This window comes from Bacillus sp. FJAT-18017, assembly GCF_001278805.1.
Taxonomy (GTDB): Bacteria; Bacillota; Bacilli; order Bacillales; family Cytobacillaceae; genus Bacillus_D.
The window spans coordinates 1,433,884-1,447,105 of sequence record NZ_CP012602.1 but is presented as its reverse complement, the minus strand read 5'-3'; the positions used below and the strand labels follow the sequence as shown (position 1 = coordinate 1,447,105).

Below are 13,222 nucleotides of genomic sequence, written 5' to 3'. Positions count from 1 at the left end.
AAGTATTTTTTTATGAACCGGCCACAATAGGGCCGAAGGAATCATCTCTTATCAAGCTTTTTAGTAAATGTGTCTCCAATAATCTGTATGATGAAAACGATAATCAAGATGACAATTGTTGCAACGAGAGTCACATCCGGCCTTGAGCGCTGGAAACCTTCAAGATACGCAAGGTTCCCAAGTCCCCCTGCACCAATCGCCCCAGCCATTGCAGTATAGCTGACAAGTGCAATCGCTGTAACTGTGATACCAGACACAAGTGCCGGCATCGATTCAGGAAGCAGTACCTTCCAGATAATCGTCCAGGTCGAAGCACCCATTGATCTAGCGGCTTCAATTACACCTTTGTCAATTTCACGGAGCCCGATTTCAACCATTCTTGCGTAAAACGGTGCCGATCCAATAATCAAGGCAGGCAATGCAGCTTCCTCGCCAATCATCGAGCCGACCAGCCAAATCGTAAATGGAATCAGCAGTACTATTAGAATGATGAAGGGGATGGAACGGAACACGTTAACAAAAGCAGCAATAATTTTATTAATAAAAGCATTTTCCCAAAGGTTTCCTTTGCCTGTCAGGAAAAGCAACAAACCAAGAATAATTCCAAGAATAAAGGTAATGACAACCGAAATGCTTGTCATATAAAGCGTTTCAATCGTTGCCTCCCAGATGTCTTCCCAGTCGACGTTCGGAAAAAGTTCCTCAAGCATTCGCAATCACCTCCACGCCAATCTGCTGGGATTGAATATACTCAAGCGCCTTTCCGATTTCCTCATCCGTGCCATCAAGATGGACGAACAAAGTCCCATATGAGCCACTCTGGGTTTTCGAAATTTTCCCTTGAAGGATATTGATTGTAACACCGTATTGCCTGATCAAGTTGGTGATCAATGGCTGCTCGGTCGATTCTCCTACGAACGTTAGCTGAATCACTTGTCCGGAATGATATTGCTCCAGGAGATGCTCAATCGTCTCCTTTGTCTCCTCCGGCTCAGTGACCTGCTGGACAAATCGTTTCGTAATTGGCTGTTGAGGATTTCTAAATACATCAAGTACTGGGCCAAGCTCAACAATTTTGCCGCTTTCCATAACAGCAACCCGATGGCAAATTTTCCTGATAACATGCATTTCGTGTGTAATCAGAACAATTGTCAGCCCAAGACGCTTGTTAATATCGACCAACAGATCAAGGATTGAATCGGTCGTTTGCGGATCAAGTGCCGAGGTTGCTTCATCACAGAGCAGCACCTTCGGATTATTGGCCAGTGCCCTGGCAATGCCAACACGCTGCTTCTGTCCTCCGGAGAGCTGTGAAGGATAAGCATTCTCCCTTCCCTCTAGGCCAACCAGTTTAATCAGTTCATCAACCCGATTTTTGCGGGCAGCCCCTGATACACCGGCAATTTCTAGCGGGAATGCAATGTTTTCCCGGACAGTTCGTGACCAGAGAAGGTTGAAGTGCTGAAAAATCATTGCGATTTCCATGCGGGCCTTCCGGAGCTCTTTGCCCTTTATTTTTGAGATTTCTCTATCATCGATTGTTATGGTTCCCTCTGTTGGTGTTTCCAGCCTGTTCAGCATTCGGATTAATGTACTTTTTCCGGCGCCGCTGTAGCCTATCACACCAAAGATTTCACCTTCGTTTATTTCAAGATTAACATCTTCAACAGCTTTGAGCGCTCCCTGCTTCGAAGGGAACAGCTTGCTGACATTTTTTATCGAAATCATCCTATCACCCTCTTTACTTCCATTTAATTACCCGTCAATCTCGACTCTATACTTTTCTATCGTTTGAAAGTTTTACTTTAATATTCTAAGGAATAGAAAATGCCTTTCTGCACGCGGGCAGAAAGGCATAGTCAAATATATCCTTTCTCCCATCTCCCAAAGCAAACGCTTTGCGTGAATTGGCACCATTTCATCTGGATACTATCCAGTGACGGTTGCCGGGCTTCATCGGGCACTTCCCTCCACCTCTCTTGATAAGAGCAACATTTATTATTCAGTTAATTATGTGTGCAATCGTAACATGGTTAAAAAATCATGTCAATAAAGAGCTTTTGGAAATTTTTTAATGCGGAAATTATTTTTCTAAAAAATAAAAAATCCACTCCAAGAAGAGGGGATGTCTCTCCTTATCTCTGCAGAGCACATGCCCTGCTGGAATTAGCACCGTGTATAAACCGGTTGCCGGGCTTCATAGGGCCAGTCCCTCCACCTCTCTGGATAAGCAATATTAATTTTTTAAAAATATCGAGCTAGGATTTTAACTTATTTTATCTTACACTTTTTTTCTCGTCAATCTTTTATTTTAATTTTATTATTATTTCGATAAAAGAAATATCGACTCAAGCAAAAGCACCGTCCGAAAAGAGCCTTTTACAATTAAAAAGCCTTGAGCAGCCAAGACCCGCAAGCCCGTTTTTCCATAAAGTAACTCTTTAAGAGCTTCTGGCGATCCTTTAACCATTATAAAATCAGCTTCAGCTTTGGGGAGTTCGCGCGAAAGGTGCGCAGATTTCCCGGAAATTTCCAGAGACCATTCCCCCAAATCCACAATCAAAGGCCGCTTGGACCTAAATAGTCCCGCCATTTGCTTCTTTTGATTATAGCTTTCAATGAATCTCTGCAGTTCGGCAATCATATCGTATCCCTCCCCCTACTACATTCCATACCTCCGGTGAAATATCCTTCACATTTCGTTCGACAACTTTCTTAAACTCTTCGAAAATTAACAGCCCTTTTTCAATAATAGCTTTGAGAACAAAATTATTTTTTCGATTTGCAAAAAGACCTGCTGATGTCAGCAGGCCCAGTAGATTAACCAGTCTTTTGTGCAGCAGAAGACGGCTTCTTGATTTGATTTCTTCCAAACACGATAAGAAAGTATACGGAACCAATTAAGTAAAGAACGGCTGTGATGGAAAATACATATGCATAACCCCAGTAGTTGCCATACTGGACGACAATCCCGGTCGAGACAGGACCCATAAGCGCCCATCCGAGGTTGAAGACTGTCTGGTTGATCGAATTCGCAAGTCCCTTCATTCCATCGTCGACTTTCGACATAATTAGTGAACTTTGAATTGGGTTTCCTGCATTCATCAACGCCTGCCTGAATAAAAATCCGACCGCCGCAAGGAATAAATTTTCGGTGTAGGCAGTCAGTATTAAAAATGGCAAGGATGACAATTGCAGATACACAACCGCCCTGACCTCGCCCACCCGCTTGACGACCTGGGGACCGATAAACATTGCAAATGCAGTTGCAGCCTGTCCTAGCGATATAATGAAACTAGTTGTCGAGGCAGATGCCGAGAACCTGCCGGCAAAATAAAGATTCAAATAAGGGATAACAAGCCCCGCTCCAAAACCAATCAGCATCTGGGAAAAGGCAAAGAGTGCGATGATTTTAAAACCAGATTTGCTAAAGCCGCTTTTTTTACCAGGAGAGCCTGCCGGCAATGGCGAAGCTTCTGTTCGTTTCATTGGCGCCTGGAACTTGAATGCTGGAATTACCCCGGTTATATAGATTCCAGCCCCAATCAATAAAGTCAGTCTAATGCTTGAAAGCTCTGGCATAAATAAACTGAAGAAATCAGTAAGCAAACCACCAAGCAGGTTTCCAATAACACTCGCGGCTGTCATTAACGCTGCCTGCAGGGCAAACAGGTTCACCCGCTCCGAGGGATCGGAGTTTTCAGCAAGCCAAGGAATTCCTGATACCTGAAGGAAGGCGCCCGCAAGCCCTGCGGCAAAGGCAAGGTAAATGAGGGTTGTCCCATCGGTCGCAATTGCCCTTGAAAAAAGGAGTAATCCAGATACAAAAATGCCTGCCAAAATTACACGTTTTCTTCCGAACCGGTCACCTATCATTCCTGCTGGAACAAGAATGATTGCCGTAGCGAGTGAGGCCATCGAAATAATTTGGCCATTCACTGCCTCCGTATAACCAAGCTCGCGGACATAAAAATTATAAATGACAATGAAAATACCCAGGCCCACCTGGGTAATCATATTAGCCGCCATGCTAAGACGGATATTCTTGTTATATGTACGGTACTGCACGGCCCACTGTCTGTAAAAAGCCATCCGTTTCTCCCCTTGCTGGCAGTAATTATTTCGCTTCCCTAAATATTCTAAACTGCCAGACACTTTTTGTAAACAGTGGAACACACTGGGAAAACAGAATTTTATTTCCTGGGGTAATGTTCCTTATGTATATGTATGTCTAGGTCTCTCCGCCACCTCTAATAGTTACTCTACTCGTTCTCCAGTGGATACAAAGTCACTTAGAAATAACGCAAAAAGCAGATGCTGGAGAGCATCTGCTTATTTTATAACGGTATTGATTTTTTCCAGCAGGTAAGGGACAGATTGGAACGCGTAGATGGACTCGGCAACCTTGCCTTCTTTAATTAAGAAAAGACAAGGGACACTCATAATTTCATATGCCTCAGCAATGTCTGGGGCATAGTTCAGGTCTGTTTTGCCGATTTCCAGATCGGGGAACAGTGAAGAAACGACCTCAAGCATTTTTGAAGCTACCTGGCAGGTGCCGCACAAAGGTGTGTAAAAGTAAGCCAAACCGGTTCCATCGCCTTCGAGAAAAGCAGCAAACTCGGCGCTTGTCCAGTTTTTCATGGTGCGGTGCGGCCTATGTCCAAAAATTCGGCATGAACATCAATATTGGCGCTAAGCAGGACCATCGCCAAATGATGGTAAGGCGCGGTTGCCACCTCACGATAGGTTCGGTCAATATATAAATGCTCAGCCTCAGGGTACTCCCGCCGGAATTGACGGCGGAGTTTCTCGCCAGCATCATCGGCATCAGCCAAAATAAACACTTCCCGGTCCCCGAATGAATCGATCATTTCATCAAGCTTCGAAAGCGATATTGTGCCATTTGTACAAATCACTTCTACACGATCCTTGATAATGCTCATTACCTTCTTCTTATCCGATTTGCCCTCGACAATTAAAATCTTGTCTGCGTATTCTTCGCTCATTAACATCACCTGCAGGAAAGTTGTTAGTAATAGCTTATTCGTATTGTTACGTTTTGTGTTGTCTCCTACCTTATTTTCACTATATCATGCTGCCTATTTTGCAAATAGAAATATGCCTGGCAGCCCTAAATTGCCTGGCAATTTCCTGAGCCTTCTCAGCACCAGCCAAGCTGGTCGCAGTCTGTGTATTTTTCATCAGGGTCACTAAGCATGGTTACGTTTTGGTATATCCGCTGCTGGGCTACCTCGAAACGCTTGTCGAGTTCAAACTCCGCCATGCCATTTAAAGCAATCCTGCCGATTTCTTCATTTTCCAGATACAGCTTTATTTCCCCATTATTTAGTTTTCCAACCACCCTGTCCGTAATATCGAGTTTCTGCTCCTGTAAAGCCAAAATAATCACCCTTTTTGTTTTTCCATTAGCTTGCCCGCTGTTCACAAAAGAATGGTTGGGAATCTAAGGGCAAAGGCCCACCCACTTTGAAAATTGGCAGCACGCGTGCCCATTTTGAATGACAGCTTCCTATTAGCGAGGTCTGTCTTTCCTTCTGGGTTCCGCTTTACGGTCAGCGAGGTGTTGTGTTACCAATAGTATTGGTAACGTTTCAGTTCCTGAAGTCATTTGAAATGTAACCAATAAGACCCATTGGTAGATAAAGTCCATATAATTGTGTAAAAAGAAAAAGGGTCAAATTAATTCCTTTTGTCAACAATGTTATCAGCGACGAAAACAATGTGGAGGAATTAATGATGACCCAAATTCAGTTTAACCTAAATACCGACGTTTTAAAAGAAGCCGTAATGGCTTCCAACATCGACACTGTGATGAAAGCGTCCATTGTCCTTGTATTGAATGCCGTAATGGAAAAGGAGCGGGACGAGTATCTCCAGGCTGGGGCCTACGAGCGGAATTCAATTCGCCGCGACTACCGAAATGGTTATTATGAACGCGATCTTTTACTCAGTATCGGCAAAGTTACCTTGAAGGTGCCCCGTACACGGGGTGGAGACTTTTCGACAACCGTTTTTGAAAGGTATTCAAGATGCGACCAGGCGTTTATCCTCTCTATGCTTGAAATGGTTGTAAATGGCGTATCCACCCGAAAGGTCAAGCATATTGTCAAACAATTATGCGGGGAGAGTGTTTCAAAATCCTTCGTTTCTTCTCTGACGGAAATGCTTGACCCGGTGGTGAGCCAATGGGCCAGCCGGCCTCTTAACACTAAATATTATCCTTATATTTTTGCAGATGCGATGTATATCAAGGTAAGGGAACATAACCGCGTGGTCTCCAAAGCCGTTTATATCGCGACAGCGATTGATGAAGGCAATCACCGGGATGTCTTAGGCTTAAAAGTGGCCCACTCCGAGAGTTTTGAAGCATGGCAGAGTTTTTTCCAGCACCTTCAGGAAAGAGGACTCCAATCCCCCAAAATAGTTATTTCTGACGCACACAAAGGCCTGAAAGCCGCCATAGCTAAAGAGTTCGTGGGAACCATCTGGCAACGTTGCCTGGTTCATTTCAAAAGAAACATTTTCACCAATCTGCCCAAAAAAGAAATGGATGAGGTGAAATTCGGGCTTAAGAGGATCTTTGATGTAGCTGAGGCGGATGAGGCTAGGCGGTTTAAGGATGAATTTATAGACCGGTTTGGGGATAATCCTAAACTTGAGCGTACACTGAGAACATTGGAAGAAGGCTTCGAGGATGCCATTCAGTTCCTTAACGAACCTGCCAAGTACCACCCATATATCCGAAGTACAAATTCGCTGGAACGGTTGAATCAGGAAGTCCGTAGAAGGGAAAGGTCAATCCGAATTTTCCCCAATACCCAATCTGCATTTCGAATGATTGGCGCAATCCTGATTGACTATACGGAAGAACAAGAAAGGAAAAAGATCCTTTTTAAAAAATAGACGCGAAGCGCGAAATTTTTGGTGGAATGAAGGGGGTACCCCCTTCATTCCACCAAAAATAAAATAAGCTGATATACCATTGTATAGGAATTTACACAAGATAGTGGACTTGACTCCATTGGTAACGTTTTGGCTTTTGAAAACATTCGAAATGTGACCAATAAGACCCATTGGTAACGTTTTGGCTTCTGAAAACATGCGAAATGTAACCAATAAGACGTATTGGTAACGTTTTGGCTTCTGAAAACATGCGAAATGTAACCAATAAGAACCAGTGGTTACGTTTCAGCTCTTGAAGTCATTTGAAATGTAACCAATAACGTATTGCCCAACGGTTAGCTTCAGGAAATAAACAAGATGTTTCCAATAAGATATATTCAAAAATAAGAAAAGGTGCCCCAAATTAACCTTGGGACACCCTTTATCATTATTCATTGATCATTGCATCGTATTTTTCAGCGTCCATCAGTTTGTCGACTTCGCTGAGGTCTGTTGGTTCAACGACGACCATCCATGCTTTTTCGTATGGGGACTCGTTGACAAATTCAGGGCTGTCTGCCAAGTCTTCGTTTACTTCGACGACCTTGCCGCTGATTGGCGCGTATAGCTCGGAGACGGTCTTGACGGATTCGACGCTGCCGAATGGCTCGTTCGTTGTAAGTTCATCGCCTACTTCAGGAAGCTCTACGAATACGATGTCACCCAGCTCGGACTGTGCGAAATGTGTGATACCGATGCGTACCTTTCCATCTTCAACCTTTACCCACTCATGTTCTTCTGAATACCGCAAATCCTTCGGTGTGCTCATTGCAATCCCTCCAAATGAATTCTTTATCTGTATCGACTTGAAAAATCGATAGGCCATTAACGCCGGTCTCCGGCAGAGGCTTTATAGCCAGGTTTCTTTATACTGGTCTTCCTTGAAGCCAACGGTCACTTTATTGCCGTCGGTGAGGATTGGCCGCTTAATCAGCATGCCATCGGATGAAAGAATCTCGAGCAGCTCGTCCTCGGAGGCTGTCTTCACCTTATCTTTCAGGCCGAGTTCCTTGTATTTTTGGCCAGTCACGTTAAAAAATTTCTTTAGCTCAAGTCCACTTTTCTCGTGAAGCTCTTTTAAGGTCTCACGTGATGGCGGTTCCTCGGCAATATGTACTGCATCATAGGCCAGTCCATGCTCATCCAGCCATTTCTTTGCGTTCCGGCACGTTCCGCATTTCGGGTACCAGTAAAATGTTAATGCCACACTATTTCACCCCTATACCATATTCCCATGAAATCGTAACATAACTCAAGGGAAAATCCTAATCATCACATTTACGTGAAGCGCACCATAAATAGTATTCGCTATTGTAACTGGAAATCCTGCCGTATTTCGGCTAATTCTAACAGATTTTTTGAATGCCCTACATTATTTGCTGCTTTGCCGGGTCTCGCCGGCCCATGCTTTCTTTTGAAAAAACAACAACTGCCAGCATTCCCACAATCAAACCGGCAGCATCATATCCGATATCCAATAGGCGGCCTGATCTTCCGGGTAAAGCTGGAGAAATTCAGTAATGATGGCAAGTGCCAGGCAAAAGCGGACAGCTTGCCCTCTTTTCATTTGGATTCGAGCAACCAGAAAAAGCATAAAAAACACGAGTATATGGCCAATTTTTTGCTTAATATAGCCGGAAGTGAAAATTTCCGGCATATCAAATAACTGGCGATAATCAGGGCCAGCGATGAAGTTAAATTGCACTCTGCTTTCATTTATAAAGGCAGCTGGGTCTGACACTAAAGTTAACATCAGGATGAAGGCAGCCCAGGCACATAGCACAAAACGAAACAACATATGGTTCTCCCCTTTCACCGCATAAGTATGGGCAGGCAGGGGAGATGGTAAACAGGATGAAGTGTTATTTGCCTGAGGACATTTCTAAAACAAAAAAAACCCAGCCGCCCGCAAAGTACGACTGGGTTTCAATTCATATAAAATTGGTTTACAGTAGGCCAACCATCTTTAACCCGTGCAGGATGCCACCGTCATTGACGTGAATGGTTTCGTATTTTGCGGCTTCTTTTGCTTTCGGGTGGGCGTTGCCCATGGCGACGCTGTTTGGAACTGCTGCAAGCATTTCTACATCATTGAGGCCATCCCCGAACGCGTAGGCATTGTCCATGGACAGCCCGAGAGCGTCGACCAGTTTTTCAATACCATGGGCTTTGGAGCCGCCGGCAGGCAAAACATCGACGGAAAGCGGATGCCAGCGGATGAAGTCGAATTCCTTAAAGGCCTGTTCATATGCCTTTTCCTCATCCTTCTGGCAGAATAGCAGCGTCTGGTAGATTTCACGGCTGCGGAAGTATTCTGGATCAAGTGATGCTTCCCTTGAGAGTTTGAGCGTACCCATACTTTCTGATACCCATTCGTGCTCGGGCACGGATGTTTTCATGTCGTCGGCATCCATGTAGACAAGCGGATGATTCTTGTTCGCTGCGGTATCCGTTAGTTGTTCAAGCGCCCTAAAGTCGAGGCAATTTGTATAGATTGGTTTGCCCTGGAGGACGACATATTGACCGTTAAAGGAAACGTATGTATGAATATCGAGTTCTTCGCGGAGGTCATCAAACATGAATGGCGCTCGCCCGGTGGCGATTGCAACCTCATTGCCAAGCTCTTTCAGCTTCTGGACCGCTTCCTTTGTCGAGGCAGGAAGACGCTTATTGTCATCGTATAAAGTTCCATCAATATCAAAAAAGATAATATTCTTTGCCATGTCCAACACCTTTCTTTTTTAAAAAAACATTAGCCGGGTTTCTGGCTTCATTCCTCACATTGTATAGAAGTTTGCGCAATTAATCCATAATCCGAAACTTCCTAATGGTTGGCCATTCTGATTGACAATTTGTTGTTCCAGTAATTGTCTCATCTGCGTCTAATATCTGCTGTGAGTTGTCTATTTATTAGTTGGTGTAGATTTTGTTTAGATATGGAGACCATGATGGTACTAGTCCAGGTACATGAGCATGACTATCACCCATCTAGTACGGGCCAGACCCTTACTACTTCTTAAGATGAAAAATAGTGAAAAAGAGTCATTTTGGATATAGCTATTTGACTAAGCTAGACCATGATGTACTAGTCCAGGTACATGAGCATGACTATCACCCATCTAGTACGGGTCAGACCCTTACTACTTCTTAAGATGAAAAATAGTGAAAAAGATTCATTTTGGATATAGCTATATGACTAAGCTAGACCATGATGTACTAGTCCAGGTACATGAGCATGACTATCAGCCATCTAGTACGGGCCAGACCCTTACTACTTCTTAAGATGAAAAATAGTGAAAAAGAGTCATTTTGGATATAGCTAAATGACTAAGCAAGACCATGATGTACTAGTCCAGGTACATGAGCATGACTATCAGCCATCTAGCCCGGGTCAGACCCTTACTACTTCTTAAGATGAAAAATAGTAGTGATTCCGCTTTGTTTCCTTTATAATTTACAAAACAGCTTGTGGAGGAATCGTATGGAAGAAAACCTGGACACAACAGCTAGTCCGAAGACCAAGTCCAAAACTTTAATCCGAATTGGCGCTACCCTTATTATAGTATCCTGCATTTTTTATTTGGCAATTCTGCTTGTTCCGATGACAGATTTTTCAACGGGGACAAAGGTTGCAATTACAGGCGGGCTGGTTGTAGCAGGGGAAGCGACGTTCTGGATTGGCGGTATCATTATTGGCAAGGAAGCGGTCACACGTTATCGAAAAAATTTAAACCCGATGAACTGGTTAAAACGGGAAAAGTAAAAACCGGCCCATGTGCGTTAGTACATGCTGGCCGGTTTTATTTATATATATACGCTCGAGTAACTATCCCTTATGAGTCGAAAACGCCTGCTGAATGAAGGTGATTCTTACAAGACGAAATTGGCAAATACATACAGGATTACAATACTCACCAGGATTGTAATGTTCGAAATCGTAGCGACCAGCCTTTTTGCGGTATCGCTGTAATTGAATTCAACCGCAAATGTTAAAGCGGAAGCAGCTGCAGGGAGCAGCAAACCGATTAGGACAGTATATCTGAACATCTCGTTGAACGGCAGGACAAAATACAAAGTTAACCCAAAAATGAGGCCCAAACTGTATCGGTAAGCCAAAAATTTAAGCATTGGCCGAATGAATTGCTTATCGAAATTAAAGTTCAGATAAATTCCCAGCAGCAACAATGAGAGCGGGATGTTCGCACCGGATATCAGGCTTGCCACGTCTATGACTGCGTCGGGCAGTTTGATATGGGCAAGATTTAAAATACTTGAAATCAGGTAGGCCATCAACGGAATTGAGGAAGCTAGCCGCTTTAAGATTTCAAGCGGGTTCAGCTTAAGGCCTTCCTCAGAAAAATAGCTTCCCAAAATATATGCGATTCCAAAAACGATCAGTGAGGTTCCGACATCGAACATGCTGAAGTAGGATAATCCCCCCATGCCCCAAATTGCGTATACAAGTGGAAACGCAAATAAGCCGACATTAAAACCGGAGGCCAGCATTAAGAATGCGCCTTTCAGCTCCCGGTCCTCGTTTTTAAAAACAAGCGGGCCGACAATCGCATTCACAATCCCATAGACCAACACAATAACCGGCAGCAGGATTAACGAAGTATCAATTTTAACAGAATCAAATGTTACGATAACCAAAGCTGGAAGAGTTATTTTAAAAATAAGCTTGGAGATGGTTTCTCCGTCTTTTTCCTGCAGGATATTTAGCTTTTTTAATATATACCCGAGGGCAATCAGTATAATGATATATAGAAATTCCTGGTTCACATGCGCTCTCCTCGATGTTGTTAGAATTAATACGCTTCATTATACAGCAATTGCCCGGCAAGTGGTATTCAAGCTCTTAGACTCCTACATCTGCTTCCGGACAATCTTCGACCAGGCACGGACGCGGTCAGCGGCACCCTTTCGTTCGCCTACAAGATAAACTTCGGAAATTGTCATCGCCCATTCACGGTAAACAGGTCTATGAAGGGACTTCTTTACCACCTTTGCCTTCCCTTGGGCGAAAAAGGAGACTCTTTTCCGGATTTCACCCAGGGGCAGCTGCTGGTCATACGCCTGGCAAAATACCTCCTGGAATTTCGCCATCGCTTCAGCTGTGAACTGAGCTGGATGCTGGATCGTGTAGCATGCGACCGTCCAGAAATGCTGGCTGAGCAGTTCCGGATCATCATACTCCCACGTCAGAATCTCGCCAAGCTGACCAAAGCAACCAAGACCGTTCGCCTCGGGTGCCCCGCATTCCGGACACCTCTTAGTATAATCAATGGCTCTGTTCATCCCCTGCACCTCCAGACGGTTTATACCTATTAATTCTTGATGGATACAGGATTACCTTTTTTCTCCATACAACTCTGAAAGTTTTTCGGCAAGCTCATCCAGTTCCTCTTTATTTAATAGGCAGCTGGTGTATTCTTGTGGGAGTGCTTGATATCCGCATGCGAGACCAGCCAAACCGCCTGCAATGGCGGCAACCGTATCGGTATCATATCCTTCATTTGCGGCTCCGATAACAACCTCTGCGAATGAATCGGAGACAAGAAGCCAGTGAAGCACCCATTCCATAGTGTCAACGACAAAACCGCTCTGTTCGCATCGAGGCGCATCCCGATCTACTACACTCTCGTACCGCGTGCCTTTGACTTCAATTTTGATGGCATCCTTAAGGTTTTCCCCATTTAAGACCCTCCAGGCGACCCGGTTGTAAATAATACTAGCTTCGTCTGCCAAATCATCGTAATGAGTCATTTTTGACTGGGCCATTGTCACCTTTTCGACAGTTTCCAGATCCCTGTAGGCCAGCGCAACGGGCAGGCAGCGCATCAAGGTTCCATTCCCGGCGGATTTTTTTCCAAGATAGCTATAGTGCGCAGTTCGGGCGGCTTCCTCCCAATTTCCATCATAAATCGAAAAGACGGTAGCGATAATATTTCCAATATCTTTCGGATTCGTCATTTTCCAGGCAAGGAATTCTTCTCCGATAGCTTTAACAGGGTCCTTGGGATTTGCCAGTATTCCCCTTGCGACCGCAAGAGTCATCGCTGTATCGTCCGTCGTCTCGCCTTTCTCAAGCTTCCAGACACCCCCGCCAGCAATATGAATTAACGTTCCATAACGGTTCGAAATTTCTTCTTTTGTTAAAAACTCCGTCGTTCCGCCAAGGGCATCACCAATTGCCAATCCATAAAGTGCCCCTTTTAGTTTGTCAAGCATCTCTTTTCCCCCTATAAAAAGTAGT

The 13,222-nt window shown here is 44.3% G+C and carries 16 protein-coding genes and 2 riboswitches; of the genes, 2 read left to right on the top strand and 14 right to left on the bottom strand.

The window, feature by feature from the left end:
* Positions 1-41: 41 nt before the first annotated feature.
* The 7 genes from AM500_RS06440 to AM500_RS06410 form a co-directional block, all read right to left on the bottom strand.
* Positions 42-710: a methionine ABC transporter permease gene (locus AM500_RS06440; protein WP_043932320.1), complete on the bottom strand. Its 669-nt coding sequence runs from the start codon at positions 708-710 to the stop codon at positions 42-44.
* Complete coding sequence (locus AM500_RS06435) at positions 703-1,728, bottom strand: methionine ABC transporter ATP-binding protein (protein ID WP_053598503.1); 1,026 nt, start codon at positions 1,726-1,728, stop codon at positions 703-705. Before AM500_RS06435 ends, AM500_RS06440 begins: the two co-directional genes overlap by 8 nt.
* A gap of 146 nt (positions 1,729-1,874) precedes the next feature.
* Positions 1,875-1,989: riboswitch (SAM riboswitch) on the bottom strand.
* A 143-nt stretch (positions 1,990-2,132) separates the two neighbouring features.
* A riboswitch (SAM riboswitch) is annotated at positions 2,133-2,233 on the bottom strand.
* Positions 2,234-2,323: 90 nt separating this feature from the next.
* Positions 2,324-2,644, bottom strand: a complete 321-nt coding sequence (locus AM500_RS06430) for a hypothetical protein (RefSeq protein WP_053598502.1) — start codon at positions 2,642-2,644, stop codon at positions 2,324-2,326.
* 176 nt (positions 2,645-2,820) lie between these two features.
* Complete coding sequence (locus AM500_RS06425; protein ID WP_053598501.1) at positions 2,821-4,092, bottom strand: MFS transporter; 1,272 nt, start codon at positions 4,090-4,092, stop codon at positions 2,821-2,823.
* Positions 4,093-4,332: 240 nt separating this feature from the next.
* The gene (locus AM500_RS06420; protein ID WP_053598500.1) at positions 4,333-4,644 is read right to left on the bottom strand and encodes a thioredoxin family protein; all 312 of its coding nucleotides are present in this window, start codon (positions 4,642-4,644) and stop codon (positions 4,333-4,335) included.
* Positions 4,641-5,009 (bottom strand): toprim domain-containing protein, encoded by a 369-nt coding sequence (locus tag AM500_RS06415; protein WP_053598499.1) that lies wholly within the window; start codon positions 5,007-5,009, stop codon positions 4,641-4,643. Before AM500_RS06415 ends, AM500_RS06420 begins: the two co-directional genes overlap by 4 nt.
* A gap of 155 nt (positions 5,010-5,164) precedes the next feature.
* A complete protein-coding gene (locus AM500_RS06410) occupies positions 5,165-5,413 on the bottom strand; it encodes a YusG family protein (RefSeq protein WP_231688121.1) in 249 nt (82 codons plus the stop codon).
* Positions 5,414-5,760: 347 nt separating this feature from the next.
* Here AM500_RS06410 and AM500_RS06405 point away from each other — a divergent pair, with 347 nt between their 5' ends.
* A complete protein-coding gene (locus AM500_RS06405; protein ID WP_053597994.1) occupies positions 5,761-6,927 on the top strand; it encodes an IS256 family transposase in 1,167 nt (388 codons plus the stop codon).
* Positions 6,928-7,354: 427 nt separating this feature from the next.
* On the opposite strand, the gene gcvH is transcribed toward AM500_RS06405, so the two are convergent.
* The 4 genes from gcvH to AM500_RS06385 all read right to left on the bottom strand — a co-directional run bounded on the left by gcvH (position 7,355) and on the right by AM500_RS06385 (position 9,689).
* A complete protein-coding gene (gene gcvH, locus AM500_RS06400) occupies positions 7,355-7,735 on the bottom strand; it encodes a glycine cleavage system protein GcvH (RefSeq protein WP_053598498.1) in 381 nt (126 codons plus the stop codon).
* Positions 7,736-7,816: 81 nt separating this feature from the next.
* Positions 7,817-8,173, bottom strand: coding sequence for an arsenate reductase family protein (locus tag AM500_RS06395; protein ID WP_053598497.1), 357 nt, complete (start codon positions 8,171-8,173; stop codon positions 7,817-7,819).
* A gap of 240 nt (positions 8,174-8,413) precedes the next feature.
* Positions 8,414-8,764, bottom strand: a complete 351-nt coding sequence (locus AM500_RS06390) for a hypothetical protein (RefSeq protein ID WP_053598496.1) — start codon at positions 8,762-8,764, stop codon at positions 8,414-8,416.
* A gap of 148 nt (positions 8,765-8,912) precedes the next feature.
* Positions 8,913-9,689: a Cof-type HAD-IIB family hydrolase gene (locus AM500_RS06385; RefSeq protein ID WP_043932328.1), complete on the bottom strand. Its 777-nt coding sequence runs from the start codon at positions 9,687-9,689 to the stop codon at positions 8,913-8,915.
* Positions 9,690-10,447: 758 nt separating this feature from the next.
* Here AM500_RS06385 and AM500_RS06380 point away from each other — a divergent pair.
* Positions 10,448-10,729, top strand: coding sequence for a transporter suffix domain-containing protein (locus AM500_RS06380; protein ID WP_053598495.1), 282 nt, complete (start codon positions 10,448-10,450; stop codon positions 10,727-10,729).
* A 107-nt stretch (positions 10,730-10,836) separates the two neighbouring features.
* Here AM500_RS06380 and AM500_RS06375 read toward each other — a convergent pair whose 3' ends face one another.
* The 3 genes from AM500_RS06375 to AM500_RS06365 all read right to left on the bottom strand — a co-directional run bounded on the left by AM500_RS06375 (position 10,837) and on the right by AM500_RS06365 (position 13,197).
* Complete coding sequence (locus AM500_RS06375; RefSeq protein WP_053598494.1) at positions 10,837-11,748, bottom strand: AEC family transporter; 912 nt, start codon at positions 11,746-11,748, stop codon at positions 10,837-10,839.
* An 84-nt stretch (positions 11,749-11,832) separates the two neighbouring features.
* Positions 11,833-12,264 carry a DUF5946 family protein gene (locus tag AM500_RS06370; protein WP_053598493.1) on the bottom strand — a complete coding sequence of 144 codons (432 nt, stop codon included), beginning with the start codon at positions 12,262-12,264 and terminating at the stop codon, positions 11,833-11,835.
* 51 nt (positions 12,265-12,315) lie between these two features.
* A complete protein-coding gene (locus AM500_RS06365; protein WP_053598492.1) occupies positions 12,316-13,197 on the bottom strand; it encodes an ADP-ribosylglycohydrolase family protein in 882 nt (293 codons plus the stop codon).
* Positions 13,198-13,222: the final 25 nt, after the last annotated feature.

What these genes read in the sequence shown, in the direction of transcription:
- AM500_RS06365 (WP_053598492.1), bottom strand. Translation starts at nt 13,197, where the DNA reads ATGCTTGACAAACTAAAAGGGGCACTTTATGGATTGGCAATTGGTGAT.
- AM500_RS06440 (WP_043932320.1), bottom strand. Translation starts at nt 710, where the DNA reads ATGCTTGAGGAACTTTTTCCGAACGTCGACTGGGAAGACATCTGGGAG.
- AM500_RS06390 (WP_053598496.1), bottom strand. Translation starts at nt 8,764, where the DNA reads ATGTTGTTTCGTTTTGTGCTATGTGCCTGGGCTGCCTTCATCCTGATG.
- AM500_RS06370 (WP_053598493.1), bottom strand. Translation starts at nt 12,264, where the DNA reads ATGAACAGAGCCATTGATTATACTAAGAGGTGTCCGGAATGCGGGGCA.
- AM500_RS06425 (WP_053598501.1), bottom strand. Translation starts at nt 4,092, where the DNA reads ATGGCTTTTTACAGACAGTGGGCCGTGCAGTACCGTACATATAACAAG.
- gcvH (WP_053598498.1), bottom strand. Translation starts at nt 7,735, where the DNA reads ATGAGCACACCGAAGGATTTGCGGTATTCAGAAGAACATGAGTGGGTA.
- AM500_RS06380 (WP_053598495.1), top strand. Translation starts at nt 10,448, where the DNA reads ATGGAAGAAAACCTGGACACAACAGCTAGTCCGAAGACCAAGTCCAAA.
- AM500_RS06435 (WP_053598503.1), bottom strand. Translation starts at nt 1,728, where the DNA reads ATGATTTCGATAAAAAATGTCAGCAAGCTGTTCCCTTCGAAGCAGGGA.
- AM500_RS06420 (WP_053598500.1), bottom strand. Translation starts at nt 4,644, where the DNA reads ATGAAAAACTGGACAAGCGCCGAGTTTGCTGCTTTTCTCGAAGGCGAT.
- AM500_RS06405 (WP_053597994.1), top strand. Translation starts at nt 5,761, where the DNA reads ATGACCCAAATTCAGTTTAACCTAAATACCGACGTTTTAAAAGAAGCC.
- AM500_RS06415 (WP_053598499.1), bottom strand. Translation starts at nt 5,009, where the DNA reads ATGAGCGAAGAATACGCAGACAAGATTTTAATTGTCGAGGGCAAATCG.
- AM500_RS06385 (WP_043932328.1), bottom strand. Translation starts at nt 9,689, where the DNA reads ATGGCAAAGAATATTATCTTTTTTGATATTGATGGAACTTTATACGAT.
- AM500_RS06430 (WP_053598502.1), bottom strand. Translation starts at nt 2,644, where the DNA reads ATGATTGCCGAACTGCAGAGATTCATTGAAAGCTATAATCAAAAGAAG.